Below are 25,314 nucleotides of genomic sequence, written 5' to 3' on the forward strand. Positions count from 1 at the left end.
AAATCCTCCATCGGACCTGGCAGAAAGCACCCACACCTCGGCAGAGGGGGTTGCTGCGACGTCAGGGAGCCAGGACTCTCGATCGCTCGAAGATGGTGAGCCCTAGTTTTATCCGTTAAGGATGTTGTGGCAAGGAATTTCGGACATCGGATCAGCGTGAATCAAACTGTTGTGACGATCATTCCTGCGGATAGGGTAGATGGCTGCTGCTGTTCTGGCTCACCGATACCGGTCGGCCCAACTGAGGGAACGCGCGTTGAGCGCACGACGGGCGGTCACACACCTTGCATCCTGCTCCGATCGGAACGATCGTGGCCGGGTCGTCCGTCTGAATGCCGCGTGAATAGACCATGCGGTCGGCGTAAGTGATGTCGCAACCAAGTCCGATGGCAAAATTACGTTCGGGGGCAAGATATCCCAACCCGCCGCTGTGCGTCGTGCGCGCAATCCACAGATACGTACGCCCGTCCGGCATCTTTGCGACCTGAGTCAGGATGCGGCCCGGGCTGGCAAATGCTTCGTGTACCACCCACAGTGGGCAGCTACCGCCTACCCGTGAGAAGTGGAATGCTGTGGCGGACTGACGCTTCGATATATTTCCGGCGCGGTCGGTGCGGACGAAGAAAAACGGGATACCTCGCTGGCCGTGTCGCTGCAGAGTGGACAGGCGATGGCAGATCGTCTCGAACCCGACTTCGAACTTCAGGCTCAGAAGTTCGATATCGTATCGCAAGGTCTCGGCGGAGTTCAGGAATACGCTGTAGGGGAGTAGTAGCGCACCGGCAAAGTAGTGGGCCAGCCCGACGCGCGCGAGAGCAGCGGACTCCGCGGTTAGCGACTCATCTTCTGCTGCAATGGAATCAATGAGTTCTGCCTGTGTGAAGAAGGCCAACTGCATCGCGATCTGGAATGCGCGTTGCCCGGCGGAGAGGCGGCGGGCCAGGGTGAGAATTGATTTGTCGGCGTCGTAGAACCGTTTGGGCCCCAACTTGTCCGGCTCGTCAGTGCGGATGCGGACTGTGACGCCATGCTGATCGCGCAACAGTCGAGCCAGCTGAAGATCGAGTGCTCCGATGGTCAATTTGTTGTCGACAAACAGCTTTTCCGCGGCGTCGTCGAGGGCTGCGATGTGATTGCGGCGATCGTAGAAGAAATCGCGAACCTCTTCGTACGGCATGGGCATCAGGGCGGTCTCGGGTACTGCATCACCGGACAATTGTGTCGAGAATTGATCGAGTTGCTCCGTAGCGGCATGCAATCGTCTGTGCAGCATCACCAACGTACGTCCGACGGCCGGCATCCGGGCTACCAACTCGTCCACTTCGGCCAGGGATACCTCACCGGATTCCGATGTCTCGGCGAGAGCTTCGTGGACATCGGCAACCAGACGCGCATCGGAGTCCGACGCGAAGAACTGGACATCGAGGTCGAATTCGGAATTGAGTTTCAACAGAACCGGGACGGTCAGCGGGCGTTGATCGTTCTCGAGTTGATTGACGTAGCTCGGGGAGAGTTCGAGCACCTTGGCGAGTGCGGACTGTGACAGGTTGCGTTCGTCGCGGAGGCGTCGTAGACGGGCACCCGCATACATCTTTTTCATCGAATCTCCTCGGTACTGATGAAAGATCACACTACCGAGGCGAAGTTCGCAACGTTCGCAACTTTGCAAGGTCGCTGTTGCACAAATCGGCATATGCAAGCCCTTTTGTGGGGTCCTCCGCGCTGCGTAGCGTGCAAATAGATACCGAAACACGTGGAAAGAGGATCATGAAGACGCATCTCGTACGCACTCGCCGCTCGGCCGAAGAGTTCCCCAAGGATGAGCATCTGGCGTGGAAGATCGCGGAAGTTGCGACAGATTCCGTCGAGGTTGCCGATGCGACTGCCGACATGATCGTCAACAGAATCATCGACAATGCATCCGTCGCCGCGGCCTCCCTGGTGCGCCGTCCGGTCGTCAATGCCCGTGCGCAGGCACAGGCTCATCCCTATACCCCCGGCGCTACGGTCTTCGGTGTCAGTGGCACCTTCTCACCGGAATGGGCAGCGTGGGCCAATGGCGTCGCAGTTCGTGAACTCGACTTCCACGACACCTTCCTCGCCGCTGAGTACTCGCATCCCGGTGACAACATTCCACCGATCCTCGCGGTGGCCCAGCACACGGGGCGCGACGGCAAGGACCTGATCCGCGGACTTGCAACGGGATACGAAATCCAGATCGACCTGGTTAAGGCAATTTGCCTGCACGAGCACAAGATCGACCATGTCGCTCACCTCGGCCCCTCTGCCGCCGCCGGTATCGGAACCCTGCTCGGTCTCGACACCGAGACGGTCTACCAGGCGATCGGTCAGGCACTGCACCTGACGACGGCCACCCGTCAGTCCCGCAAGGGCGAAATTTCCAGCTGGAAGGCATACGCCCCGGCGTTGGCCGGCAAGGTTGCCGTCGAAGCTGTTGACCGTGCGATGCGCGGGGAAGGTGCCCCCTCGCCGATCTGGGAAGGCGAAGACGGCGTCATTGCGTGGATGCTCGGCGGACCCGAGAAGGAATACCACGTTCCGCTGCCCGGTACCGGTGAGTCGAAGCGTGCGATCCTCGATTCCTACACCAAGGAACATTCCGCGGAGTACCAGAGCCAGGCTCCGATCGACCTCGCACGTCGGATGCGTTCCCGCGTAGGCGATCTCGATCAGATCGCGTCGATCGTCCTGCACACCAGTCACCACACGCACGTCGTGATCGGCACGGGTTCCGGTGATCCGCAGAAGTTCGATCCCACTGCTTCGCGTGAGACACTTGACCACTCGGTGATGTACATCTTCGCTGTGGCCTTGCAGGACGGTACATGGCATCACGAGCATTCCTATGCTCCCGAGCGTGCACAGCGCCCGGACACGATCGAGTTGTGGAACAAGATCTCCACGCGTGAAGACCCCGAATGGACCCGCCGCTACCACTCGATCGATCCGGACGAGAAGGCATTTGGTGCCCGCGCCGAGATCACTCTCGAGAGCGGTGAGGTCATCATCGACGAACTTGCCGTGGCCGACGCACATCCGTTGGGCGCGCGTCCCTTCGCTCGCGATCAGTACATCGCAAAGTTCCGCACCCTCGCCGAGGGCGTCATCGAGCCGGGCGAGCAGGACCGCTTCCTCGACGCTGCGCAGCGCACTGCAGAGCTGAAGGCGGGTGAGCTGAACCAGCTCACCTTCACGGTCTCCGACGACGTACTCGCTCGGGCACCCAAGGTCACCAAGGGGATCTTCTGATGACGGGCCTCATCGCAGCCTCGACGTCCGCCGCGGACAAGCGTATCGCTTTCCGGGCAGGCTTGACGTCGGGTAAGATTCAGCGACTACCTGGTGCCATCAATCCGTTGACGGCCAAGCTCATTCAGGAAATCGGGTTCGAAGGTGTCTACGTTTCCGGCGGGGCCTATTCTGCCGGGCTGGCGCTTCCCGATATCGGACTGACCACGCTCACCGAGGTGGCCGGCCACAGCAAGCAAATTGCCCGAGTCACTGATCTTCCGACGCTCGTCGACGCGGACACCGGATTCGGTGAACCCATGAGTGCGGCCCGCACGGTCACGATCTTCGAGGACGACGGCATAGCCGGTTTGCACCTCGAAGACCAGATCAACCCCAAGCGCTGCGGGCACCTCGACGGCAAGGCAATCGTGCCTACCGAGGACATGGTGCGACGTATTCGGGCGGCCGTGTCTGCGCGCCGTGATCCGAACTTCGTGATCTGCGCTCGAACCGACGCCGCGGGAATCGACGGTATCGATGCCGCGATCGAGCGTGCCAAGGCCTACGCCGATGCCGGCGCCGATCTGATCTTCACGGAGGCTCTCGCCACCGAGGCCGACTTCGAGAAGTTCCGCGCGGCAGTCGACGTTCCGCTGCTCGCCAACATGACCGAGTTCGGAAAGTCGAATCTCATCTCGGCAAAGACGTTGGAAGAGATCGGCTTCAACGCCGTCATCTACCCCGTGACTACCCTCCGGCTGGCGATATTCGCCATCGAAAAGGGACTTCGCGAGATTCATGCAGAAGGCACTCAGGAGGGCCTGCTCGGTGAGATGCAGCACCGCAGCCGTCTCTACGAGCTTCTCGAGTACGAACGTTACAACGAATTCGACAGTGGCATTTTCAATTTCAGCTTGGAGGGGAGTAGGACATGACCGAACAGATTCCGACGATCTACAAGGGTTTGGCGGGAGTTGTCGTTGACACGACGGCGATCTCCAAGGTGGTCCCCGAGACGAATTCGTTGACGTATCGCGGTTATGCGGTGCAGGATCTTGCCGCCAACTGCAGCTTCGAAGAAGTTGCGTACCTGCTCTGGTATGGCGAACTGCCAACTCCGGAGCAACTCGAATTGCTGTGTCTACGTGAGCGTGCGGCCCGTCGCGCTGATCGGTCACTTCTGTCACTGCTGACGAAGATGCCGGACAACTGTCATCCGATGGACGTGGTCCGCACTGCCATCAGCTATCTCGGGGCCGAAGATCCAGCGGAGGACGACAATTCGGCGCCAGAGAATCTTGCGAAGGCACTTCGAATGACGGCAGTTCTGCCGACGATTGTCGCAGCCGACTTCCGTCGTCGTCGTGGCCAGGATCCCACCCCGCCGCAGTCCGAACTGGGTTTCGCCGAGAACTTCCTCAACATGTGCTTCGGCGCGGTACCGGACGAGGCAATCGTCAAGGCTTTCGAAGTATCCCTGATTCTGTACGCAGAGCACAGCTTTAACGCCTCGACGTTTGCGGCTCGTGTCGTGACCTCGACGCTGTCCGACATCTACAGCGCTGTCACGGCGGCCATCGGTGCTCTCAAGGGCTCGTTGCATGGCGGTGCAAACGAAGCCGTCATGCACGACATGCTCGAGATCGACGATCCCGATCGTGCGGAGGCATGGATGTCGGCCAAGTTGGCCGCCAAGGACAAGGTGATGGGCTTCGGACACCGTGTCTACAAGAACGGTGACTCGCGGGTTCCGACCATGAAGGACGCCCTCATCGAGGTCGCTGCGGTCACCGATGGCGAGAAGTGGGTGCAGATGTACGAGATCCTCGAGAAGACGATGGTCAGCGCCACCGGAATCAAGCCGAATCTCGACTTCCCCACGGGTCCCGCTTATTACCTCATGGGCTTCGACGTCGAGATGTTCACTCCCATCTTCGTGATGAGTCGAATCACCGGGTGGACGGCGCACATTATCGAGCAGGGGCAGTCCAACGCCCTGATCAGGCCGCTGAGCCAGTACTCCGGCGTGCCGCAGCGAACGGTCGTGGCCTGACACCTTCAGACTGCGTCGGTGAGGTTCGGTTCTGGCATCACCGTCTCCTGGCCTCGTCGACGCTTCTCCACGCATGGCCCGCACATTTCCGTGCGGGCTATGCGCATTTCGCGGTACCGAACCACACTCGACAGCGAGGTTTTCTTCTTCATGTTCTCCAAAGTGCTTGTCGCCAACCGAGGCGAAATTGCCATTCGCGCGTTCCGCGCTGCCTACGAACTAGGTGCCGGAACGGTGGCTGTGTTCCCGTACGAGGATCGGAACTCGATCCACCGGTCCAAAGCCGATGAGAGCTATCAGATCGGGGAGCAGGGGCATCCTGTTCGTGCGTACCTGTCAGTGTCGGAAGTGGTTGCAGCAGCGAAGAAGGCGGGCGCCGACGCCGTCTATCCGGGTTATGGATTTCTTTCGGAGAACCCTGAACTCGCGGCAGCATGTGCCGAGGCGGGTCTTACGTTCGTGGGGCCGTCGGCCGAGGTGTTGGAGTTGACGGGAAACAAGGCCCGCGCAATCGCAGCAGCGCGAGCAGCGGGACTGCCGGTTCTCGAGTCTTCCGAACCGTCCACCGACATCGACGCACTGATGAAAGCTGCGGAGTCGATGGAGTTCCCGATCTTCGTGAAGGCCGTAGCTGGTGGCGGCGGGCGGGGGATGCGCCGCGTCGCCGAACGCTCACAGTTGCGCGAATCGATCGAAGCTGCTGCCCGAGAAGCTGAGTCGGCGTTCGGCGACGCCACCGTGTTCCTCGAGCAGGCAGTGGTCGACCCACGCCATATCGAAGTGCAGATCCTCGCTGACGGCGAGGGCAACTTTATCCACCTGTTCGAGCGCGACTGCAGTGTGCAACGACGCCATCAGAAGGTCGTAGAAATTGCGCCTGCTCCAAACCTTCCGGCCGGACTGCGCGAGAAGATCTGTGCCGATGCCGTGGCCTTTGCGAAAGCCATCAAGTACTCGTGTGCCGGCACTGTCGAGTTCCTGCTCGACACTCGTGGCAACCACGTGTTCATCGAGATGAACCCGCGAATCCAGGTGGAGCACACTGTCACCGAAGAAGTCACGGACGTCGATCTGGTTCAGGCTCAGCTCCGAATCGCTTCGGGTGAGACCCTCGCCGATCTGGGACTTCGGCAGGAGTCGATCGTTCTGCGCGGCGCCGCACTTCAATTGCGCATCACTACCGAGGACCCGGCAAACGGCTTTCGGCCGGACACCGGGCGCATCACCGCTTACCGCACACCGGGTGGTGCCGGGGTCCGCCTCGACGGCGGCACGACGCTCGGTGCGGAAGTCGGCGCTCATTTCGATTCCATGTTGGTGAAGCTGACCTGCCGCGGACGCGATCTCCCCACAGCCATCTCGCGGGCCAGGCGCGCAGTCACCGAATTCCGCATTCGTGGAGTTTCCACCAATATTCCCTTCCTGCAAGCAGTTCTAGACGACGCGGACTTCCGGGCGGGCGAGGTGACAACATCGTTCATCGAGGAACGTCCCCGGCTTCTCACGTCGCGGGTATCGGCAGACCGGGGAACGAAGATCCTCACCTATCTCGCCGACGTGACGGTGAACCAGCCGAACGGAAAGCGGCCGTCGCAGGGCTATCCGCACGACAAACTCCCGAAAATCGACCTGACCACGACACCGAAAGACGGTTCCAAGCAGCGACTTGTGGAGTTGGGTCCGGCCGGTTTTGCTGCTGCCTTGCGTCAGCAGAATGCCATGGCCGTCACAGATACCACATTCCGTGACGCGCATCAGTCACTTCTCGCGACCAGGGTTCGTACCAGCGGTCTCCTCGCGGTGGCCGGCCATGTGTCTCGGATGACTCCGGAACTGTTGTCCATCGAGGCTTGGGGTGGTGCAACTTATGATGTGGCGCTCCGCTTCTTGAAGGAAGATCCATGGGAGAGGCTCGCGGCGTTGCGTGAAGCAGTTCCGAATATCTGCTTACAGATGTTGCTGCGTGGCCGTAACACCGTCGGGTACACGCCGTATCCGGAAAAGGTGACCACCGCGTTCGTGGAGGAAGCTGCCCGTACCGGCGTCGATATCTTCCGAATCTTCGACGCTCTCAACAACATAGATCAGATGCGACCGGCCATCGACGCAGTTCGTGAGACCGGCACGACAGTCGCGGAGGTGGCGCTCAGTTACACCGGTGACCTGTCGAATCCTGCGGAGAAGCTCTACACGCTCGACTACTACCTCCGCCTCGCGGAGGAGATCGTGGAAGCGGGAGCTCACGTTCTCGCGATCAAGGACATGGCAGGATTGCTTCGGGCACCTGCCGCCGCGACTCTCGTTTCCGCACTGCGGAGCAACTTCGACCTTCCGGTGCACGTCCACACCCACGACACTCCGGGCGGACAGCTCGCGACTTACCTGGCGGCGTGGCAGGCCGGCGCCGACGCGGTGGACGGCGCCTCTGCTCCGATGGCCGGAACCACCAGTCAGCCGGCGTTGTCGGCGATCGTGGCTGCCGCGGCTCACTCCGAGTACGACACTGGAATTGATCTTGCGGCCGTGTGCAACCTGGAACCCTACTGGGAGTCATTGCGAAAGGTGTACTCACCGTTCGAGTCCGGTGTTCCGGCGCCGACCGGCCGGGTCTACACACACGAGATTCCCGGTGGCCAGCTGTCCAATCTACGCACCCAGGCAACGGCATTGGGTCTAGGTGAACGTTTCGAGGATGTCGAGTCGAAGTATGCGGCGGCAGACCGGATGCTGGGGCGTCTCGTCAAGGTGACGCCGTCATCGAAGGTGGTCGGCGACTTGGCTCTTCACCTGGTGGGTGCGGGAGTGAGCGCCGATGAGTTTGCTGCAGATCCTGCGAAGTTCGATATCCCCGAATCGGTGATCGGCTTTCTGCGTGGCGAATTGGGTACTCCGCCGGCAGGTTGGCCGGAGCCGTTCCGTACCAGGGCATTGGAAGGCCGTGGTCCGGCAAAGCCCGAGGTGAAGCTGTCCGTCGAGGATACGAAAGCGCTTGACGGAGAATCCGGGGAAGTCCGGTCGACGTTGAATCGGTTGTTGTTCCCCGGTCCGACACGGGACTACCTGGAACACCTCGAGCATTACGGCGACACCTCGAGGCTTTCCGCAAATCAGTTCTTCTACGGTTTGCGCCGCGGCGAGGAACATCGCGTGAAACTCGAACCTGGCGTGGAATTGATCATCGGACTCGAAGCGATCTCCGAGCCGGACGAGCGCGGGTTCCGGACGGTGATGTGCATCCTCAACGGTCAACTGAGGCCGGTTTCGGTCCGAGACCGGAGCATCGCCGACACCGTTCCGGCTGCAGAGAAGGCTGACCGGAGCGTTCCTGGGCACGTTCCCGCACCATTTGCCGGAGTGGTGACATTGACTGTCGAACCGGGGCAGAAGGTCTCGGCTGGTGACACGGTTGCCACGATCGAGGCGATGAAGATGGAGGCCTCGATCACCGTGCCATGCGCCGGTTTCGTGGGCAGGCTCGCCATTGCCCCGTTGGCACAGGTGGAGGGTGGTGACTTGCTGGTGGTGATCGAGCCGTAAGTACTTCCGGCTGCGGCCGATCGTGTTACTGGAGCAGTTGCCCTCGGATAAGTCCGTAGTCTTCGCGCAGCCATCGGGTGAACTGGTCGCCGTCCATCTCGGTGGCCTGTACCCGCGGTAAGGCGCAGGGGTCGTCACTGCCGATCGCAGGCATGGGCACGCTGGTGCACGCGACGTCGATGCCGAGTTCGCGGACCGCAGCCCGGGCAGTGTCGTCGAAACGCCCGTACGGGTACGAGAATCGAGTGATCGGACGGCCGGACAGCTCCTCGATCTTGCGGTGTCCGGCGCTGATCTGCGTGCGCTGCCGCTCAGCCGGAAGGTCTGTCAACGAGACGTGGTCGAGCGTGTGACTGCCGAGGGTGATCAGCGGGTGATCGGCGAGTTGCGCGAACTGTTCCGCGTCGAGGGCCACTCGCGACGTTGGCGTCGTCGCCATTCGACCTCCCCAGGCCAGCACATGATCGATCGCGTCGTCCTGCTCGGTCGGCTCCAGCACGACGATTGCGTCCCAGAGCGCGCGAAACAACGCTTGACGGGAGGTTGTGATCTCGCCGCTGTCGGCACGCCAGCGCGCATTCGTCGCGCTGTCGCCGGGGCGCTCGTTCAGCGTGAAGGTCCGCCGGCCTTTTCCGAACGGAAAATCCAGCCGATCCGGTAGTGGTTCACCGCTCGGCACGGCGCGTTGCAAACCGTCCCACCAGAATTCGCGGGTGCGACCGACGGCGTTTCCGATGACAAAGATGGTCGCCGGAATCTCGTAACGTTCGAGTACCGGCAATGCGGCGACAAGATTGTCGACGTAACCGTCGTCGAATGTCACGGCCAACTGGGAACCGGTGCGCGTATAGGCATCGCTGCCCGCAAAGTTCGCGAGGTCGACGGCGGCACGCGCCTGGGCGAGCACTGCCATCTGGTCGTCGAATGCGTTCGGGGAGACGCAGATTGCCCAGGGGTCGTAGATCTCCTCGCTGATGCAGTGGTACATCAGGATGCCGCCGCGGCGCCGTTGTTTCCGGGCGCGTAGCCGGACCATCCGGGCGAGGGCGTCACGCCTCGACATCGTCGCCCTTGCGTGCCGCGACCGTCACGATGACGGGGTACTCGGGGTCGAAGACGTTCAGTTCCTGCCTCTTCAGCTCGCGGTCGGCCATGCCGTGCAGGAAGGCGGTAGCCGACAGCACATTGCCGAACGCCCGCACGTCGACGCTCTCGCGGCGGAAGGGGCCGTCGAACAGTCGATTCACGGCCAATTCCGTGAACGACCAGTACCAGGTCGAGTTCCACACCGGGTCGGCGATCTGACTGATGCCGGGCACCGTGCACAGCACCACGCCGCCGGGCTTGAGAATGCGATGGAGCGTCGCCACTGCGGCGTTCGTGTCGAAGATCATCTGCAGCGTCTGCGTCAGGATGATGCAGTCGTAGGTGTTGCTCGGCACGTTCGGTGCGTCGGTGAGATCGGCGACGTAGGTCGCGTCTTCCACGTCTGCGACGTGCAGCATGTCCGAACGTGTGACACCCTCACCGAAAGCCTCGGTGTAGGTCCGCTCGCCGATCTCCAGCACGGATCCGGTGATCAGGTGGCTGTTCGTGTCGAGAAAGTTCTCGATGTAGAAGCGATCGATCGGACGTCCACGCTCGAAACCGTATTCACGGCAGATCGGCTCGATCCTTCGGAGGTCGCCGAAACGCACCTTGCCGACGCGCGGCTTCTGTCGCCGATCATTGATTACTCGGAGCACACGGCGGTAGTTGTCCTCACCCAGAACCGTGCGGGCAAGTGAAGTCCTACTGCGCTGGAGAAGCGTCATCGTCAATCCGTTCTCGGTGTCGGCCAACGGAGTCGGCACAGCAGGCGCAGTCGTCCGAGACCTGGGAACCAGCTGTGTACTCCCTGTGAGTTAGGCGAACCTTACCTAAGGTGGATGTGGCAGCTGTCAGGGGGTCCCGCTGGAATCTCCCAGGGGCGAACGAATAGCGCGGTGCGACCGGAACGACGACGACGCCGCACAGGAGTCCCACCGAAATAGCGGGGACCTGTGCGGCGTCGAGTCGAGCTATGTGGTTGTGCTTATCGATCTGCCTGCGTGGCCGGGAGGATACGTGCGCTGACCTCACCGAACCCGATGCGTGAACCGCCGGCTGCTGGTGCGGTGGCCGAGATGGAGATGACATCTCCGTCTTCGAGGAAGGTGCGAGTCTCGTCGCCGACAGCGACGGGTTCTTTTCCGCCCCAGGTCAGTTCGATGAAGGCGCCGCGCTGGTTCTTCTCGGGGCCCGAGATGGTTCCGGACGCAAAGAGATCGCCGGTACTCGCGACCGCCCCGTTGATGGTGGTGTGGGCCAACATCTGCGCGGGTGACCAGTACATCTGCGCGTACGGCGGACGGGAGACGACGTGACCGTTCCATTCGACAGCGAGGTCGATGTCGAGTCCCCACTTTTCCTCGCCGCGCAGGTAGGGGAGGGGTTCGGGATCCTGGACGGGAGTGTCGATGCGGGCAGCTTCGAGAGCGAGAAGCGGGACGACCCACGGGGAGATGGACGTGGCAAAGCTCTTGCCCAGGTTGGGGCCAAGCGGGACGTATTCCCACGCCTGAATGTCGCGGGCAGACCAGTCGTTCACGACAACGGCTCCGAAGACGTGGTCGGCAAATTCGTCAGGCGTGATGGAATCGCCCATCTTCGAAGGGGTTCCGACGATGAATCCCATCTCGGCCTCGATGTCGAGGCGGCGCGACGGTCCGAAATCCGGGTTCGCCTGGTCAGGGCTCTTGCGCTGGCCACAGGGACGAATGATGTCTGTGCCGGATACGACGACGGTGCTCGAACGCCCGTGGTAGCCCACGGGAAGGTGCTTCCAGTTGGGCATCAGGGGAGCGGAATCCGGGCGGAAGAGACGGCCGAGGTTGGTGGCGTGATTCTCCGACGCGTAGAAGTCGACGTAGTCGGCCACTGTGATCGGCAGATGCATCTCGACGGAGTCGATGGAAAAGACTGCGTCGGAGGGGATTTCTCCGGTTGCAAGTTCGGTGATCTGGTTGCGCACGGATACCCAGCGATCGCGGCCTTGTGCCATGAACGCGTTCAATGTCGGTTCCGAGAAGACGGAATCGCCCAGTGCCACTGCAAGGTCGATGACAGAGTCACCCACTCGAACGCCGACACGCGGAGCGCCGCCTGCGGGGGAGAACACACCGTATGGCAGATTGTCGAGCCCGAAGAGCGAGTCGGCGGGAATGTTGATGGTCGTCATGGTCATGCGAGTGTTCCTTCTGTCTTCTCGGACCGGTTGATCAGTCCCAGGTCTTCGAGTTCGGTCAGTGGGTCCGAGATGCTGCAGGTGCCGAACGAGAGGAAGCGTCGACGCACGTCCTGGTCATCGAGTTCGGACACGCTGTGTGCGAGAGCGGTTCCGTCCCGTTCTGCCAGTGCGGCAACTACATCGGACCGATCTGCGCCGGTCGCCGCAGCGCCGACTGCCGACAGGATGTTGAGGAAGCCGTGCTGCTCGAAACCCGTGTCGGGATCTGTGTTCCGGACGGCATGATGCAGCCCTGCCGTGGCCTTGAACGGAATACCAGCGCGGACAACGGAAATGATGGCGTCAGCGAGTTCGTTCTCGTCGGGATACGCCTCGGCCTGAACGCCGCCGGTGCGGAACTTCGCGCTGTAACCGGCCTTTTCCAGCGCGGCAATGTAGCTGTCGCGTCGATCGTCGCGGGGAACCTCGACAAAGATGTCGATGTAGGGATACGCGGCGTGAATGCGCGCCAGCTCGTCGAAAGCATGATCGGCCGCTACGCCGGAAGGTGTTCCAACCTCCACCGCTACGACATCGACCCCCGGGATGGCCAGGGCCTTCGCCACCGCCGCCGCAGTGGCGTCCGGACCGGCAGGAACTGTGAGGCTCAGTGCCACAGGATGATCGGCAGAGATGTGAGCGGAGAGTTCGTCCAATCGCGGTGCGGGAAAGACGAAGGGGCCGACCAATGCGGAGTAGCCGGCTTCGAGGTACGACTGATGCGACGGAACTGCTTCGGCGAGAGGCGCATTGCCGGGTGGGAAGAGGGCGGCGTCGTCGCACAGACCGCGCAGGAGTGGGGAGATGACGGTCATTGTGCAGGCCCCCGTCCGGCCCAACTCCAGGCGTAGTTGTCGTCTTCGCATGCTAACGCGCCTTCGCCGAGTTCGAGCGGCCGGAACGTGTCGACCATGACGGCCAGCTCGTCGAAGAACTCTGCACCGATGCTGCGCTCGTACGCTCCTGGCTGCGGGCCGTGTGCGTGTCCGCCGGGATGAACCGAGATGGAACCCTGGCCGATGCCGGAACCCTTGCGTGCTTCGTAGTCGCCGCCGCAATAGAACATGATCTCGTCGGAGTCGACATTGGAGTGGTAGTACGGCACAGGAATCGACAGTGGATGGTAGTCGACCTTGCGTGGCACGAAGTTACAGATCACGAAGTTGTTGCCCTCGAATGCCTGATGCGCCGGCGGCGGCTGGTGAACGCGGCCGGTGATGGGTTCGTAGTCGGAGATGTTGAACGTGTACGGGTACAGGCAACCGTCCCAGCCGACCACGTCGAAGGGATGCGTCGGGTAGACCATGCGGGTTCCCACGATGCCGGCCGACGTCCGGTGCTTGACCAAGACCTCCACATCGGTACCTTCGGCGATCAGGGGAGCCGTGGGTCCGTGTAGGTCGCGCTCGCAGAACGGTGCGTTCTCGAGCAACTGGCCGAATCGTGAGAGGTAACGCTTGGGCGGAACGATGTGGCTGTTCGCTTCGATCGCGTAGGCGCGTAGTGGCTTGTCGCCCTTGGGGATCCAGCGATGCGTCGTGGACATCGGGATGAGGACGTAGTCGCCTTCGCGTGCTTCGAGTGCGCCGAATACCGTTTCGACAGTGGCTTCACCGGATTCGATGTAGACCATCTCGTCGCCGATTGCGTTGCGGTACAGGGGCGATGCCGCGCCGGCAATGACGTAGGACAGGCGGACGTCGGCATTGCCGAGGATCAGGCGCCGTCCGGTCACCACATCCGTTTCGGCCCAGATACTTTCCGGGAACAGGTCGTGCAGCTTCAGATGCCGCGGTTTGAGTGGGTGATTGGGCGTGGTGCTCTGGTCACGCAGTTCCCAGAGCGTGGCGTCGACGATCGCCGACGGAATCTCACGGTGGTACAGGAGCGACGAGTCGGAGGAGAATCCTTCTTCGCCCATCAACTCCTCGTAGTAGAGGTTTCCTGCTTCGTCACGGTGCTGAGTGTGACGCTTCGGGGGGACATTGCCGAGTTGTCGGTAGAACGCCATGTCCGGCCTCCTTCTGTGCTGTTTCCGTCTGACTCACGTTGACCAGATAGTAAACACATTAACTAAAATGATGTGACAGGTGCAACCCTTCAGGGGGTGCGGGTTGTGTTGTTAGTTCCGTCCGCGCACGTCGAACTGGCTGCGATTGCTGATCAGTTTGTCCAGGAGCATCACAAGAATCCGCTGCTCAGCTTCGCTGAGGACGCTGACCCACGCGTGTTCGCGCTCGTTCTGCTCGCGAAACGCCTCGACCATCGCGTCTCTGCCCATCTCGGTCAGGTAGAGCTGCACCGAACGGCCGTCGTTCTCGGTAGGGCGACGATCGATCAGGCCGTCGGCCAGCAGTGATTTGGACAGGTTCGACACGGCCGCCCGACTCATTCCAGTGAGCTCGGCAGCGGCTTTCGGCTCGATCGGCCCGGCCAGCCAGGTCACGAACATCAGGCGGAAGGATGACCACGACCAGCCGCGTGGTCGGTGTATCGACGACTCGAGGTCATACGTGACCACGTTGGATGCGCGGTTGAGTGTCAGGAGAACCTCGGTGGCGAGGTGGTGGCGAAAGCCGTGCTCGTCGGACAGTCTTTTGTTCGCCAACTCGATGAACGACCAAAAATTGAGCTCTCCGGCCGTTCCCTGAGTTTCTTCTGCTGCGGCTTCCATGGCGTCACTCTAGCGCGATCAAGAGGCACGTTTGTATATGAATGTACTAAAAGGGGCCTACGGCCCCTGTGCGCCTTTCCGGTAGTGCCGACTACCAAAAAGGCGCACAGGGGGGGGCGGAGCCCCCTACAACTCCGCTCGCACCAGCTTTGCCGCCTCGACGAGGTTACGCAGCGACGCTTCTACCTCGACCGGACCTCGCGTCTTCAAGCCGCAGTCAGGATTGACCCACAACCGTTCCACCGGGACAGCCTCGAGTGCTTCACGCAGCGAGCCGGCAATCTCGTCGACGCTCGGCACCCGCGGAGAGTGAATGTCGTACACGCCGGGGCCGACGCCAAGGTCGAACCCGACGGCGCTGAGGTCGTCCAAAACCTCCATGTGTGAGCGGGCCGCCTCGATCGAGGTGACATCGGCATCCAGTCCCGCGATCGCGCCGATCACGGCACCGAACTCCGAGTAGCAGAGATGGGTGTGGATCGCCGTGGAATCCGCGACGCCCGACGTTGCCAGTCGGAACGACCCGACCGACCAGTCCAGGTATGCCGACTGATCGGCGGCTCGCAACGGGAGCAGCTCACGAAGTGCGGGCTCGTCTACCTGGATGATGCCGATGCCGGCAGCCTGTAGGTCGACGGTTTCGTCCCGAATCGCCAGTGCAACCTGATTGGCGGAGTCGGCAAGTGGCTGATCGTCACGCACGAACGACCACGCCAGAATCGTGACCGGTCCCGTGAGCATCCCCTTGACCGGTTTGTCGGTCAGTGACTGCGCGTAGGTGATCCAGTCGACTGTCATCGGCTTCGGCCGGGAGACATCGCCGTAAAGGATCGGCGGACGTACACAGCGCGTTCCGTACGACTGCACCCAACCGTTCGCGGTCGCGAAGAATCCCTCGAGCTGTTCGGCGAAGTACTGGACCATGTCGTTGCGTTCGGGTTCTCCGTGCACGAGCACGTCCAGGTCCAACTTCTCTTGGAGCGCAACCACATCCGCGATCTCGGCGCGCATGCGCGAGATGTATTCGCCTCCGTCGATCTCTCCCTTGCGCAATGCCGCACGAGCCACCCGAATCTTGGATGTCTGCGGGTACGAACCGATAGTGGTGGTCGGAAGGGGAGGAAGCGACAGCAATTCGGCCTGAGCTTTACGGCGCTCTGCTGCCGGTGCGCGGTTGGTCGCCGAATTCAGCACGGCTTCAAGACGCCCACGCACGCGTGCGTCGTTGAGTCGCTTGTCGTCCCTGCGAGTCGACGCGGCGGCGCGAGCGAGGCCGAATTCGTCCTCGACGGATTCGCGACCCTGGGCCAGTGCGGTCGCAAGTGTTGCCACTTCCCGCACCTTTTCGGCGCCGAATGCAAGCCACGAGCGAAGGGCTTTGTCGAGATCAGGTTCCTGCGAGAGTGAGTACGGAACGTGCAGGAGCGAGCACGACGTGGAGACGGCAAGCCTCTCGACGCTGCCGAGCAGCCCGCCAAGCGTGGACAGCGCCGAATCCAGGTCCGTTCGCCAGATGTTACGACCGTCGACAACTCCGGCGACTACCAATTTTCGGGCGAGGTCTGGGACGGAACCTATCGAATCATGTCCTGCGACAAGGTCGATCGCAAAACCGTCGACTGCGGTGGACGCCAGGGCGGGCAGTGCATCGCCCAATGAGCCGAAGTACGACGCCAGCAAAATTGCCGGTCGGTTCGACAACAACGAAAGCTGTTCGTAGAGCGACCGCGCGGCCTCGATCTCCTCGTCGGTGCGGTCGCCGACGAGCGCCGGTTCGTCGATCTGTACCCACGTGGCCCCGGCTTCGGCGAGCTTGCCGAGAAGGTCCGCGTACAGCGGAACCAGTTCATCGATCCGCGTCAGAAGAGGTTCTTCGGTTCCGACAGCCTTCGAGAGGAGAAGGAACGTGACGGGTCCGATAACAACCGGGCGAGCGGGAATTCCGTCGGCGAGTGCTTCCGCCAGTTCGCCGAGCACCTTGGAGGCGTCGAGCGCGAAAGTCGTCGACGGTGAAATCTCGGGGACCAGATAGTGGTAATTGGTATCGAACCACTTCGTCATCTCGAGCGGGGCGATGGTGTCGGTGCCGCGTGCGGCCGCAAAATAGCGGTCCAACGGATCGGCGACGGAGGCGACCCGCTCGGGCAACACCCCGAGAAGCACTGCCGTGTCGAGCATCTGGTCGTAGAAGGAAAAAGTGTTGACCGGGATGGAGTTGAGACCCTGGTCACGAAGGTCGGCCAAGCCCTGCCGACGGAGGTCACGAGCTACTCGCGCCAAGGCGTCGGCGTCGATACGCCCCGCCCAGTAGCTTTCGATGGCCCGCTTGAGTTCGCGATGAGGACCGATGCGCGGAGAGCCCAGCACGGTCGCGGTGAATGTTGTTGTCACGGAGTTTCTCCAGATTGCCATTGCACTGATGGCCACTGCCGGCAGACGGGTACACCTCATGAGGCCGCGATCAAACATGCGACCACTTCTCGAGATCTACGCGCCCATTCCACGAGGCGGTGGACCGTCGGGCACGGCGTGCCCGACACAGTCGGCAGGTCTTCGGACTCGCGGGCTCTCGATCGTGGTGATCGAACCTACTGGCCGTCGCTTCCCAGGCAAGATGCCCAGTGCATGTAGACGGCGGTCGTTCCTGCTTACCGCTGCGGGACAGTCCCGGATTTTCACCGGGTTCCCTCTCACTCCGTCAGCCTGGGCTGACGGAGCTTCGACGCCAGGAACGGTCTTCGGGGCTCCTCATGACCGCGCCGGGCGAACCAGCTGCGTTGCCCAGCATAGGGCCACGAGCGTCGGAGCAGGAAAAGGAGTGCCTGTATGCCTTCTGTCGACGGGCTAGGCGCGCCACGAGTACGAGTTGGAGTCGGGAGGGACGCGGGGAAGATTTTCCGATGATCGGAGATTTTCTGCCATTTCGACAAGCAGGGCCTGTGATGCCGGAGAAAGGTCGACGACCCGGGACGTGAGATTACGTAGGCGATCATTGTGAAGCTGTGCGAGCAGAATGTGGTCGGAATCGCCGCTTGCAAGAAATGGCACTTCCTGGTCGGGGTTGAAAAAATAGTCCGGAGTCACTTCGAAGAATCGGGCGAGGGCGGAGACAACTTCGGGTGAGGGATTGGTTCGGACGCCCGTGCGGAGTTGCGACAAGTAGGGAGTCGAGATGCGACAACCGTCTTCGGTCATGCTGCGCACAACCATGGCGTTGGTGACGTGATTGGGGGCGGACTCGAACAGCGCATTCAATCGTTGGCTGAATCTCTGCGCCATGAGCCTTCCCCCTGTGTTGTCCGCTCAACCATCTGATAACTGGTAGGTAACCATAGGTGGGTCGGTACTCCGCTACTTGGTTCCGCAACGTGTTGCTGTGGAACCAGGTAACAGGATACGTGAAGATTTGGGTCAGAACTGCAGGCGGGAGAGGGATTGGCATTAATTGCGACGGAATTGCCGGATACGGGACTCTATGTGGGGACCCTGCTCTTCTTATAACCAACCGTTGGATTCGGCGATTCGGGCAGATTCTCCGCGCGTTGCACCACCGGTCTTCCCCATCGCGGACGACAGGTGATTGCGAACGGTGCCGGCTGACAGGAATAGCTCGGCGGCGATAGCTGCAACGGGTGCGCCGGCCTTCGCGGCGCGCAGTACTTCGGTTTCGCGGTCGGTCAGCGGAGATTCGCCGCTGACAAGGCTGTCTGCTGCCAGCGTGGGATCTACGACGCGCAACCCCGCATGAACGCGTCGCACCGCGTCGGCGAGTTGCCGCGCCGGGGTGTCCTTGACGACAAAACCGGTGGCCCCGGCGTGCATCGCCTTGCGAAGAAATCCTGGCCGCCCGAAGGTTGTCACGATCAGCACGCGTGTCTGTGGGAGCGCTTCCAGCAACGCCGACGTGGCAGCGATCCCGTCCATCCCCGGCATCTCCACGTCCAGTAGCGCAACGTCGGGGCGGTGTTCCATAGCTGCCGCAACAACCTCGTCGCCTCGACCAACTTCCGCGACCACGGTCAGATCGGTTTCGAGATCGAGGAGCGCCGCCAGGGCGCCGCGAACCAATGCCTGGTCGTCGGCAAGTAGTAGCCGAATGCTCACGTGTTCTCCTGTTCATGGACCTGCAGTGAAAAGCCCTGGTGCGCGGCGCTGTTGATGGTCAGACGGGCTCCCGCCGCTGCGGCGCGTTCACGCAGTCCGGTCAACCCGTTGCCGATCGTCGTATTCTCGCCGGAGATCCCGTCGTCGACAATTTCGACGCTCTTCTCGTCGATGGTTATGGTGCATTGTGTTGCGGCGCTGTGACGTACGACGTTGGTGACGCCTTCCCGAACGGTCCAGGCAAACAACTCCCGCAAGTGGCGTGGGACCATTTCGGTACTGTTCGGGGAATGGTCTTCGATGCCGGCGGCACGGAGAGCCTCCCGGGCACGGGCGATCTCGACGGGAAGTGAGATGGTTCGAAAGCCGTTCACGGCCGAGCGCACATCAGCCAAAGCGTCTCGGGAAAGCCGTTCGAGATCGTCGAGTTCACTGCGAGCTCGCTCGACGTCGACGTCCAACAATCGGTTGGCCAGTTCGGCTTTGACGGTGATGACGGTGAGCGAATGTCCGAGGATGTCATGGAGATCGCGCGCCATTCGAGCGCGTTCTTCCATGACGGCACGCAGTTCCTGTTCTTCTCGTTCGTGGACCATCGCAATATTGCGTCTGATGAGGGACATGACGCCCCACGTGGCAAACGCGGCGGCGCACACTCCGAGTGACAGGCCCGAATAGTTTCCCCATCCGGCGCTGACGCTGACGATTTCCACCGAAGCGGCAATGGCCAAGGTGAGAATGCCGCCGGCCACGGTCGGAAGCATTGTGACGGCCGTGACCGCGAGGTAGGGCGCAGTTGCGAGACCGGTCGGCCCGACACTGACGATGATCACAGCAGCGAGTGCAGTCAGACCGGCCAACGTGAGTACCGCGCGGCGAACTGTCGGTTCCCCGCTGAGGGTGAGACGGCGCTGCTGTACCCGGGCAAAGGTGTAGAGGTAGAGAGCGCCGAAGGTAAGCGTCGCAAGAATCCCTGCCCAGCCGCGTAATTCGTCGCGAAGGTTCCATCCCTCGATGAGGGGACCACCGAGAAAAATCATCCACACGGCGGCAAACAGAATGCCGAAACGATTCCGTCGCGGCATCGCGGCGGAATCGATTGGGCGAGTGGTCTCCGACAACTACACACGCTCCGTATCTTGTTGGAACCGCCAGATCGCTCCGGCAGTGAAGACGGCGAACCACACCAGAATATTGACGATCCACGTCCAGTGGACGCTATTGCCGGTCAGCGGCGCGTGCGCCAGCGCGTTGATGCCGAACATCGGAGTGAATTGAGCGATGGTCGCCCACACCGAACCATCCTGGAGCGGAACAAACAGGCCGCCGCCGAATGCCAGCAGTGCGAGCCCGGGACCGAGCAGTTGCATGACGTTCTCACTCGGTAGCAGGTATCCCATGAACAGGCCGAAGGCCGCGAAGATCGACGATCCGAGCCAAGCGATCAATGCCGTTGTGAACCACAATGATCCGTCCATCTGAGCAGAGGTGAACGAGCCGACAACATAGACAACGAGGATCGACGCGAGACCGAGCAGCATGGCCATGATCAATTTGACGGCGATGTAGGCGACCGGAGTCAACGGTGTCAGCCGAAGTTGCCTGCTCCACCCGGATGCTCGCTCGATCGACACCATCGCGCCGCCGCTGGTGGTTGCGAGCATCGCGCCGTACAACGCCATGCTGATCATGATGTACGCCGCGACGTTGCCATGCCCGATGTCATGAGCGTCGTCGCTTTGCCCCAACCCGAAGACCAGGTAGAAGACCACCGGCATGACAAGTGTGAAGAGCATCGTGCGCCGATTACGGGTCAGGCGACGCAGTTCCAAACGCAGCAAGGTCGTGTTGAACCCGCCCAGTGGTACGACGGTTCGTTCTGTTGCAGTGGTCATCACTTCTGTCCTTCGGAGTTGTTCGACGTGAGTGCGATGAAGGCGTCTTCGAGTCCGCGCGAGACGATTTCGAGATCGCGGGCCGCTGTGTTGTTCAGGAGGAACCGTGCGACAGCATCGGTGTTGCCTGAGTGCACCGTCAGTGCCTCGCCGCGCAGTTCGACGGCATCCGAGTGCGGTATCGCGCGTAGAAGTTCGTCGGTCAGGCCAGGAACCCTTGCGTGCAGGGTTCGTCCGGACGCCATGGCTTTGACCTCGGCGGTGGTTCCGTCGGCCACGATTGTTCCTTGCCGGACCAGAATGATGCGGTCGGCGTAGACGTCTGCTTCTTCGAGGTAGTGCGTCGCAAACAGAACGGTCCGCCCTTGATCCGCGTCGGCTCGGATGGCCGACCAGAAGTCCCGGCGCCCTTCGACATCCATGCCGGTGGTCGGTTCGTCGAGGATGAGAAGTCTCGGGTCCGACAGGAGGGCCATCGCAAATCTCAGGCGCTGCTGCTGCCCGCCGGAGCACTTGCTGACGAGTCGTCCGGCGATGTCGAGGATTCCGGCGCGGCGCAGGACTTCGTCGACGGGGCGAGGGTGTGCGTAAAGACTCGCCGTCAGTTGCACCGTCTCGGCAACTGTCAGTTCTTTGAGTAGTCCGCCGCTCTGCATGACCGCGGAGACCAGTCCGCGGGCTATCGCTGCGCGCGGCGCCATCCCGAAGACGCTCACGTCACCGGATGTCGGCTTCGACAGGCCGAGAATCAAGTCGATGGTGGTGGTTTTTCCGGCGCCGTTCGGGCCGAGAAACGCCACTATTTCACCGGGGCGAATACTCAGGTCGATGCCGTTGACTGCGCCCACATCGCCGAAGCGCTTGTGAAGTCCGGTCAATCGAATGGCGTCGTGTGCTCGTCCGTCAACGGGTGTATGCAGTGCCTGTGCTGAGGTCATACCTCGAATCTGCCGGTTTTCGGCAGGGGAGCCCTCGTCGATCCGTCATTCTTCGGCCATGACATTTGTCATTGGTTTGGCAGTCGCGGGTTTCGGTGGCTGCTGGCCGAGGCGGGCGAGTACCAGGCCGACGATAATCGCTGCGCCGCCGATGCCTTGGATGACGGTGATGGATTCGCCGACAAGTATCCAGGCTGCGATCACTGCGCACAGGACCTCGGTGAGGGCTACGAGCGACCCGATTGTGGGTCCCAACAACGTGATCGCGGCGATGCCGGTGAGATAGGCGATGACGGTACTGACGACGACCAGAATCACTATCGGCAGCCACACTCCCACAGAATGGCCTGCCACGACGGTGTTCGACGACGAGAATGCAAGGGGGAGTGCGCCGATCACTCCGAGTAGTCCGATGAGCACTGCGCTGACAGTCAGCCCGGACGCTGCGAGCACAACAGGGTGCAGATCGCCGTCGGCCCGTTCGGAAATAACGAAATACACTGCGAGACAGGCAGCTGCTGCCAGTCCCCAAGCGACGCCGACGGCACTGATCTCTGCCGAGCCGAAGACATCGATGACCACGGCCGCGCCTACCAGGGCGATCGCTGCTCCCAGAAGCGTCTGCACGCTCGGTCGTGCGCCCTTGGTGATCCACACCCATCCAATGACGATGATGGGGGCCAGGTACTCGAGAAGGAGCGCCACGCCGACCGAAAGATGTTGCACCGCATTGAAGAAACACAACTGCACTCCGGATATTGCGAACACTCCGTACAGTAGTACCGTTCGCGTGTGGGCCGTCACTTGCCGCATACGACGCCACTGGGTTCCCAGTGCAATCACCATCATCACGAGTGCGCCGCCGGCAACGCGCGCGAACACCGCGCCTCCCGGCGACCAACCGGATTCGATGAGAGATTTGGCGAAGGGGCCGGAGACGCCGAAGGTCGCAGCGGACAGTAGAGCGAAGATCAAGCCGTTGCGAGAGTTCACGTCGTCACCCGTCAGGAGTAAAAGCGATTACGATGATGACACTAGGTTGACAATGCTCAGGAGTCAAAGTGAATTTTGCTGATGACACGGAATCGGCGCTCGTCTTCGCTGCGTCGTTGGTGAACACTGCTCGAGGAGGCGGCGAACTTCTGCCTGATCAGGAAGAACTGACTCGATTTCTCGATGCGGACAAGTGGACCGGGCGACGCGACGGCACGCAGAGCGAACTTGATGCGGTGCGGACGCTACGTCCACGTCTGCGACAGTTCTGGGAAGTGACCGAAGTGGACGACGCCGTCGCGGTGGTGAACACGCTGCTGGCCGAATCGGGAGCGCAGCCGAGACTCGCCCGGCACGACGATCTCGGGTGGCATCTGCACGTCACGGCGGACGATGCGCTCCTCGTCGATCGGATGGCCGCCGAAGCGGCGATGGGTGTGCTCGATCTGATCCGCACTGGGGAGTTCTCGCGTCTGCAGTGGTGTACCGCTCCCGCTTGTGACGCAGTATTCGTGGATCTGTCGCGCAATCGCTCGAAGCGATACTGCGACACCGGAAACTGTGGGAACAGGGCTAATGTCGCGGCATATCGTGCGCGAAAATCCGTTGGCTGACAGGTATATCCGGACAACCGTGCTAATCGAATCTGAAGGGATCGACGATGCATACAGCGGGAATTATCGGAGGCGGTATCGGAGGCTTGGCAACGGCGCTGGCGCTTGCGAATGCGGGCTGGTCGGTCACGGTGTTCGAGCAAACGCCGGTTCTTGCCGAGGTTGGCGCCGGAATCACGTTGTGGCCGAACGCACTTGCCGCACTCGATCACCTTGGAGTGGGCGATGAGATCCGGAGCAGAGCCGCCCCAGGTTGGGTGGGCGGAATACGCAATCGCCAGGGTCGGTGGTTGATGCGGACGAGTGAGGAGAGATTCCGTGCGCTGCACGGCAATTTTGTCGCCATGCACCGCGGCGATCTGGTCGATGTTCTCCGCACAGCGCTTCCGGAACCGGTGACCTTACGGCTCGGCGGTGCAGTCACAGGGATCGATGTGGGTGGCGCGATTCGTTGTGGTGATCGCCTCGAAGAGTTCGATCTGATCGTCGGCGCCGACGGAATCGACAGCCTCACGCGGCGAACGATGTTCCCTGAGTATCCGGTGCCGCAGGCGCTGGGGGTTCGCGCGTGGAGGTGGATCGTTGATGACTTCGGCAGTGTTGACGTGGGTGGGATCCTCGGCGCAGGAGGAGAATTCGGCATCGTTCCGCTGGGGAACGGGCGGTTGTACGTTTTTGCTGCAGCACGGCTGTTCAAGGGCGCCCCGGACCCGTCGTTGGATGATTTTCTTCACTGGCCGTCACCTGTCCCCGAGCTCATCTCTGCAGTTGTGCCGGAGCGGATTCTTCGCCACGACATCAGAGATCTTCCAGCGCTACCGTCCTTTGTTCGAGACAGCGTTGTGCTCGTGGGTGATGCCGCGCACGCGATGGGGCCGCATCTCGGTCAGGGTGCATGCCAGGCTCTCGAGGATGCTGTCGCGCTCAGTGCTCATGCTCATGACTTGGCGACCTACGACTATCTGCGCACCAAGAGAACGCATCGCCTTCAAAAGCGTTCGCGTCAATCCGCCCGAACAATCCTCACTCGCGGCGTCGGCGCTACGCTCGCTCGCGACCTGGTACTGCGAGCTCTTCCCACCGAGGTGTTTCTTCGCGGTCTGGGATCGAACTTCAGCACTCGACACATGATGTAAAACACCATTGTCGGACCCCAGCTGTGCCCTTTGCTCATGCCGCAGCTGATGAACTGCCCGGATCCTGCGTGGTCGCAGACGGGGCTTTGTGCGGTGACGGATCGTCCCCGTAGGTGTACTCCGTGTTGGTTTGGCCGTTCGCCTTCTGGATGGTCAGTGGCTTGGCGAATTCTCGTGTCCGGACCGGCAATTAACCACCAAAGCGTTGTTGAGTGCCCGGCGCAACGGCGTGGTTGAGGATGAGAAGTGCATGTGCGGGCTTTTTGTCGACGAGTAACCAGCGATGCCGAAGGTCGGCATCATGCCGTATGAAGTCGCCCGCCTCGAGCTGCCACGAACCTTCGCCTTCGACCTCCACTTCAAGGCTTCCGCTGATCAGGTAGACCGCCGCGAGCCCGCTCGACTGGAACCATTCAGAGATGTGAACCTCGGGTTCGAGTCTGTACTCGGTAACTTCCAAACTCGTGTTGCGGTCGAACAACAACGCGTGGCCGATGGCCGCATCGGGCCTGCTCGACACCGGCACGGGGCTACCGCTTCCGGCGCGGACGATCGCTACTCGGCTCGGTGAGCCCAAGGGGCTGGGCATGAGCTCTCCGGGGGCGACGTTAAGGACTGTGGCAAGACGGTAGATCGTGACCATCGAGGGCATGCTCAACCCGCGCTCCACATGGCTCAGGAACGGTTGGCTGATGCCGGCGCTAGAGGCCAGTGCCCTCATCGAGAGCCCTGCGGCCTCTCGCCGAGTCCGCACCGCGGCACCGATCGCCACAGCCAACTCGGTCTCATCGTCGGTGGTCTGCGTCATTAA

21 protein-coding genes and 1 riboswitch are annotated in these 25,314 nt (G+C 61.7%); of the genes, 6 read left to right on the forward strand and 15 right to left on the reverse strand.

Features of this window, described 5'->3' with window-relative positions; translation table 11 throughout:
- Positions 1–178 precede the first annotated feature (178 nt).
- Complete coding sequence (locus tag CJ178_RS26115) at positions 179–1,600, reverse strand: short-chain fatty acyl-CoA regulator family protein (protein ID WP_095888692.1); 1,422 nt, start codon at positions 1,598–1,600, stop codon at positions 179–181.
- A gap of 167 nt (positions 1,601–1,767) precedes the next feature.
- Here CJ178_RS26115 and prpD point away from each other — a divergent pair, with 167 nt between their 5' ends.
- The 4 genes from prpD (at position 1,768) to CJ178_RS26135 (ending at position 8,842) form a co-directional block, all read left to right on the forward strand.
- Positions 1,768–3,270, forward strand: coding sequence for a 2-methylcitrate dehydratase PrpD (prpD, locus tag CJ178_RS26120; protein WP_095888331.1), 1,503 nt, complete (start codon positions 1,768–1,770; stop codon positions 3,268–3,270).
- The gene (prpB, locus tag CJ178_RS26125; RefSeq protein WP_095888332.1) at positions 3,270–4,187 is read left to right on the forward strand and encodes a methylisocitrate lyase; all 918 of its coding nucleotides are present in this window, start codon (positions 3,270–3,272) and stop codon (positions 4,185–4,187) included. Before prpD ends, prpB begins: the two co-directional genes overlap by 1 nt.
- Positions 4,184–5,305, forward strand: a complete 1,122-nt coding sequence (locus tag CJ178_RS26130) for a bifunctional 2-methylcitrate synthase/citrate synthase (protein ID WP_095888333.1) — start codon at positions 4,184–4,186, stop codon at positions 5,303–5,305. The genes prpB and CJ178_RS26130 overlap by 4 nt, the downstream gene beginning before the upstream one ends.
- A 150-nt stretch (positions 5,306–5,455) precedes the next feature.
- Positions 5,456–8,842: a pyruvate carboxylase gene (locus CJ178_RS26135; protein ID WP_095888693.1), complete on the forward strand. Its 3,387-nt coding sequence runs from the start codon at positions 5,456–5,458 to the stop codon at positions 8,840–8,842.
- Between the two features lie 25 nt (positions 8,843–8,867).
- Here CJ178_RS26135 and CJ178_RS26140 read toward each other — a convergent pair whose 3' ends face one another.
- The 13 genes from CJ178_RS26140 to CJ178_RS26200 all read right to left on the reverse strand — a co-directional run bounded on the left by CJ178_RS26140 (position 8,868) and on the right by CJ178_RS26200 (position 22,753).
- Entirely contained in the window at positions 8,868–9,905 is a 1,038-nt protein-coding gene (locus CJ178_RS26140) for a polysaccharide deacetylase family protein (RefSeq protein ID WP_257013444.1), read from the reverse strand.
- The gene (locus CJ178_RS26145) at positions 9,892–10,695 is read right to left on the reverse strand and encodes a class I SAM-dependent methyltransferase (RefSeq protein WP_257013445.1); all 804 of its coding nucleotides are present in this window, start codon (positions 10,693–10,695) and stop codon (positions 9,892–9,894) included. The genes CJ178_RS26140 and CJ178_RS26145 overlap by 14 nt, the downstream gene beginning before the upstream one ends.
- A gap of 221 nt (positions 10,696–10,916) precedes the next feature.
- Positions 10,917–12,101, reverse strand: coding sequence for a fumarylacetoacetase (fahA, locus tag CJ178_RS26150; protein ID WP_095888696.1), 1,185 nt, complete (start codon positions 12,099–12,101; stop codon positions 10,917–10,919).
- A 2-nt stretch (positions 12,102–12,103) separates the two neighbouring features.
- Positions 12,104–12,964: a hypothetical protein gene (locus tag CJ178_RS26155; protein ID WP_095888334.1), complete on the reverse strand. Its 861-nt coding sequence runs from the start codon at positions 12,962–12,964 to the stop codon at positions 12,104–12,106.
- Positions 12,961–14,160, reverse strand: a complete 1,200-nt coding sequence (locus CJ178_RS26160) for a homogentisate 1,2-dioxygenase (RefSeq protein ID WP_033234024.1) — start codon at positions 14,158–14,160, stop codon at positions 12,961–12,963. The genes CJ178_RS26155 and CJ178_RS26160 overlap by 4 nt, the downstream gene beginning before the upstream one ends.
- Before the next feature lie 111 nt (positions 14,161–14,271).
- Positions 14,272–14,823 (reverse strand): MarR family winged helix-turn-helix transcriptional regulator, encoded by a 552-nt coding sequence (locus CJ178_RS26165; RefSeq protein WP_033234025.1) that lies wholly within the window; start codon positions 14,821–14,823, stop codon positions 14,272–14,274.
- A gap of 126 nt (positions 14,824–14,949) precedes the next feature.
- Positions 14,950–17,214, reverse strand: a complete 2,265-nt coding sequence (gene metE, locus CJ178_RS26170) for a 5-methyltetrahydropteroyltriglutamate--homocysteine S-methyltransferase (RefSeq protein WP_095888697.1) — start codon at positions 17,212–17,214, stop codon at positions 14,950–14,952.
- Positions 17,215–17,350: 136 nt separating this feature from the next.
- Positions 17,351–17,559, reverse strand: a riboswitch (cobalamin riboswitch).
- Between the two features lie 108 nt (positions 17,560–17,667).
- Positions 17,668–18,102, reverse strand: a complete 435-nt coding sequence (locus CJ178_RS26175) for a helix-turn-helix domain-containing protein (RefSeq protein ID WP_033234026.1) — start codon at positions 18,100–18,102, stop codon at positions 17,668–17,670.
- A gap of 216 nt (positions 18,103–18,318) precedes the next feature.
- Positions 18,319–18,927: a response regulator transcription factor gene (locus CJ178_RS26180; RefSeq protein WP_033234027.1), complete on the reverse strand. Its 609-nt coding sequence runs from the start codon at positions 18,925–18,927 to the stop codon at positions 18,319–18,321.
- Positions 18,924–20,012, reverse strand: coding sequence for a sensor histidine kinase (locus CJ178_RS26185; protein ID WP_072782648.1), 1,089 nt, complete (start codon positions 20,010–20,012; stop codon positions 18,924–18,926). The genes CJ178_RS26180 and CJ178_RS26185 overlap by 4 nt, the downstream gene beginning before the upstream one ends.
- A gap of 36 nt (positions 20,013–20,048) precedes the next feature.
- The gene (locus CJ178_RS26190) at positions 20,049–20,822 is read right to left on the reverse strand and encodes an ABC transporter permease (RefSeq protein ID WP_033234029.1); all 774 of its coding nucleotides are present in this window, start codon (positions 20,820–20,822) and stop codon (positions 20,049–20,051) included.
- A complete protein-coding gene (locus CJ178_RS26195; protein WP_095888335.1) occupies positions 20,822–21,760 on the reverse strand; it encodes an ABC transporter ATP-binding protein in 939 nt (312 codons plus the stop codon). Before CJ178_RS26195 ends, CJ178_RS26190 begins: the two co-directional genes overlap by 1 nt.
- 45 nt (positions 21,761–21,805) lie before the next feature.
- Positions 21,806–22,753 carry an EamA family transporter gene (locus CJ178_RS26200; protein WP_033234031.1) on the reverse strand — a complete coding sequence of 316 codons (948 nt, stop codon included), beginning with the start codon at positions 22,751–22,753 and terminating at the stop codon, positions 21,806–21,808.
- Positions 22,754–22,821: 68 nt separating this feature from the next.
- Here CJ178_RS26200 and CJ178_RS26205 point away from each other — a divergent pair, with 68 nt between their 5' ends.
- A complete protein-coding gene (locus CJ178_RS26205; protein WP_095888336.1) occupies positions 22,822–23,367 on the forward strand; it encodes a CGNR zinc finger domain-containing protein in 546 nt (181 codons plus the stop codon).
- A 47-nt stretch (positions 23,368–23,414) separates the two neighbouring features.
- A complete protein-coding gene (locus CJ178_RS26210; protein ID WP_095888337.1) occupies positions 23,415–24,503 on the forward strand; it encodes an FAD-dependent oxidoreductase in 1,089 nt (362 codons plus the stop codon).
- A 190-nt stretch (positions 24,504–24,693) separates the two neighbouring features.
- On the opposite strand, the gene CJ178_RS26215 is transcribed toward CJ178_RS26210, so the two are convergent.
- The gene (locus tag CJ178_RS26215; protein ID WP_033234034.1) at positions 24,694–25,311 is read right to left on the reverse strand and encodes a helix-turn-helix domain-containing protein; all 618 of its coding nucleotides are present in this window, start codon (positions 25,309–25,311) and stop codon (positions 24,694–24,696) included.
- Positions 25,312–25,314: the final 3 nt, after the last annotated feature.

Source organism: Rhodococcus sp. ACPA4, from assembly GCF_002300185.1.
GTDB classification, from domain to species: domain Bacteria; phylum Actinomycetota; class Actinomycetes; order Mycobacteriales; family Mycobacteriaceae; genus Rhodococcus_F; species Rhodococcus_F globerula.

Coding starts and splice junctions, on each gene's coding strand:
- CJ178_RS26115 (WP_095888692.1), bottom strand. CDS start 1,600: ATGAAAAAGATGTATGCGGGTGCCCGTCTACGACGCCTCCGCGACGAA.
- prpD (WP_095888331.1), top strand. CDS start 1,768: ATGAAGACGCATCTCGTACGCACTCGCCGCTCGGCCGAAGAGTTCCCC.
- prpB (WP_095888332.1), top strand. CDS start 3,270: ATGACGGGCCTCATCGCAGCCTCGACGTCCGCCGCGGACAAGCGTATC.
- CJ178_RS26130 (WP_095888333.1), top strand. CDS start 4,184: ATGACCGAACAGATTCCGACGATCTACAAGGGTTTGGCGGGAGTTGTC.
- CJ178_RS26135 (WP_095888693.1), top strand. CDS start 5,456: ATGTTCTCCAAAGTGCTTGTCGCCAACCGAGGCGAAATTGCCATTCGC.
- CJ178_RS26140 (WP_257013444.1), bottom strand. CDS start 9,905: ATGTCGAGGCGTGACGCCCTCGCCCGGATGGTCCGGCTACGCGCCCGG.
- fahA (WP_095888696.1), bottom strand. CDS start 12,101: ATGACGACCATCAACATTCCCGCCGACTCGCTCTTCGGGCTCGACAAT.
- CJ178_RS26155 (WP_095888334.1), bottom strand. CDS start 12,964: ATGACCGTCATCTCCCCACTCCTGCGCGGTCTGTGCGACGACGCCGCC.
- CJ178_RS26160 (WP_033234024.1), bottom strand. CDS start 14,160: ATGGCGTTCTACCGACAACTCGGCAATGTCCCCCCGAAGCGTCACACT.
- CJ178_RS26165 (WP_033234025.1), bottom strand. CDS start 14,823: ATGGAAGCCGCAGCAGAAGAAACTCAGGGAACGGCCGGAGAGCTCAAT.
- CJ178_RS26175 (WP_033234026.1), bottom strand. CDS start 18,102: ATGGCGCAGAGATTCAGCCAACGATTGAATGCGCTGTTCGAGTCCGCC.
- CJ178_RS26185 (WP_072782648.1), bottom strand. CDS start 20,012: ATGCCGCGACGGAATCGTTTCGGCATTCTGTTTGCCGCCGTGTGGATG.
- CJ178_RS26190 (WP_033234029.1), bottom strand. CDS start 20,822: ATGACCACTGCAACAGAACGAACCGTCGTACCACTGGGCGGGTTCAAC.
- CJ178_RS26195 (WP_095888335.1), bottom strand. CDS start 21,760: ATGACCTCAGCACAGGCACTGCATACACCCGTTGACGGACGAGCACAC.
- CJ178_RS26210 (WP_095888337.1), top strand. CDS start 23,415: ATGCATACAGCGGGAATTATCGGAGGCGGTATCGGAGGCTTGGCAACG.
- CJ178_RS26215 (WP_033234034.1), bottom strand. CDS start 25,311: ATGACGCAGACCACCGACGATGAGACCGAGTTGGCTGTGGCGATCGGT.